Genomic DNA, 2,030 nt, shown 5'->3' on the forward strand with positions numbered 1-2,030 from the left:
GCCCGCGCCGCGACAGCGCGGCGCGACGCGGGAGCCTCGTCGAACGGCGCGGTGACGGCCTCGCCAGCCGACGCGACGACGGCCTCACCGACGAGCTTGGCCAGGGCCCCAGGCCGGCGCCGATCGAGGTCGCGCACGAGCTCGCGCAGGGTCTCGACCTCGAACAACAACGTCCGCGGAAGCTCGCCAAAATCACGCTCGAGGCTCGAGGTCAGCTTGACCGCGAGGACCGAGTCGAGACCGTAGCGCTCGAGCGGCATGTCGGGATCGATGCGCTCGGGATCGAGCTTGAGCGCGCGGGCGACCATCCGGCGAAAGAAGCCCACGGCCCGCTCGACGAGCACCGACGAGGGCGCCTGGACGCCACGCTCGCCCGCGCCGACGTCCGCGACTGGGACCGTGACCGGCTCGAACACCGGGGCCGCGTCCTCGGTCAGCTCGGCGAGCACACGGCGCTGCCCGGCGAGCACGACCAAGCGGGCCTGGGTGTCGGTACCACGGGGGTCGAGGGCATGGCGCAACGCCCGGACCCCCTCGTCCGTGGCCAGAGGCGCGAGGCCAGCCTCGCCCAGCTGCTCGCGCACGGCCGGGGTCTGGCCCATGCCCCCCGCGGCCCACAGCGGCCAATTGATCGACACGCTCGAGCCTGCGCGCTCGTCGACCGCGACCAGCCGACGTCGATAGCGCGCGTAGGCGTCCATGAACGCGTTGGCTGCTGCGTAGTCGCTCTGACCTGCGTTGCCGAACACCGAGGCGATCGACGAAAAGCACACGAACAGATCGAGCTCGTCCGCGCGGCTGAGCTCGTCGAGCGCGACGAGGCCCGCGATCTTGGGCGCGAGCACGGCCCGCACCTGGGCGGGGCTCTTGCGGATCACGAAGCCATCGTCGAGGACCCCAGCGCTGTGGACGATGCCCGTCAGCGAGCCGTAGTTGGCGCGAACATGGTCGAGCAAGCGAGCGACCTGCTCGCGGCGCGCGACGTCGCAGCGCTGGTAGTCCACGCGCAGCCCGGCCGCGCGGAGCTCGTCGAGGGCCCGGCGCTGGCGCTCACCGAGCGCCGAGCGCCCACTGAGGATCACGCTCGCGTCGTGGACCGTCGCGGCGATCTCGTTGGCCACGACCAGCCCGAGCGCCCCGGCCCCGCCGGTCACGAGATAGACACCACCGTCGCGCCACGCCGCCACGGGCTGGGTGTCCGTGCCGAGCTCGGTCAGCCGCGAGACCTCCCGCCGACCCTCGATGTAGCGCACGCGGGCCTCGAGCTCGGGCGCCTCGGCCTCGGCGATCAGCCGATCCGCGAGGGCCTGGCCGACGGCCCCATCGAGGCAGTCGAGCAGCTGCGTGCGCAGCAGCCCATTCTCGCGCCGGGCGCTGTCGAGCACGCCCGTGACCGCGCCGAAACAGGCGAGGCGCTCGCGCTCGACCGCCGTCTTGGGATCCCCGAGCAGCACGACCTGCAGTAGTTCGGGCTGGCGGAAGCCCCCGCGCGCGAGCAACCCACGGACACGCTCGAACACCGCCTCGATCGCGGCCGTGCACTGCTCGTCGAGCGAGCCAGCCCCGATCTCGACGAACTCGCAGCTCACGGTCGCCGGCAAGACCGCGCGCAGCTCGGCGCGCGCGCACGCCGAGCGCTCCCCGAGGGCGACCACGTGATGGGCCGCGAAGGACTGGCTGGGGCCCCCCGCGAGGGCGCGCGCGACCCACTGCGGACGCAGCAGCATCAGCTCGGCGCCGTCCACCGACGCGCGCGCGGGCGCAGATGCCGACGCCGGCCGGGTTGGCGCCGGCCGGCCCTCGCCGACGTCGAGCTCGATCCAGCAGCGCTCGCGGGCGAAGGGGTAGCCCGGAAGGCTCACGCGCCGCCGCTCGCCCTGCTGGGCGAGCTCCCAGCTCACGCGCGCACCGCTGACCCAGGCGCGCAGCAGCCCGTCGGCCTCGCCACGCTCGGTCCACGCGGCCAGCTTCGCGTCGAGTATTGGTCAATTTCGGACTCGCCGAGGCGGTTGGCGAGTTCACCTTGCAGC

General features: G+C 73.5%; 1 protein-coding gene. It reads right to left on the reverse strand.

Features of this window, described 5'->3' with window-relative positions:
• The coding region (locus DB30_RS40705; protein ID WP_146662943.1) for a beta-ketoacyl reductase at positions 1–1,901 on the reverse strand (1,901 nt) is incomplete at its 3' end.
• Positions 1,902–2,030: the final 129 nt, after the last annotated feature.

Source organism: Enhygromyxa salina, assembly GCF_000737335.2.
In the GTDB taxonomy this organism is placed as follows: domain Bacteria; phylum Myxococcota_A; class Polyangia; order Nannocystales; family Nannocystaceae; genus Plesiocystis; species Plesiocystis salina_C.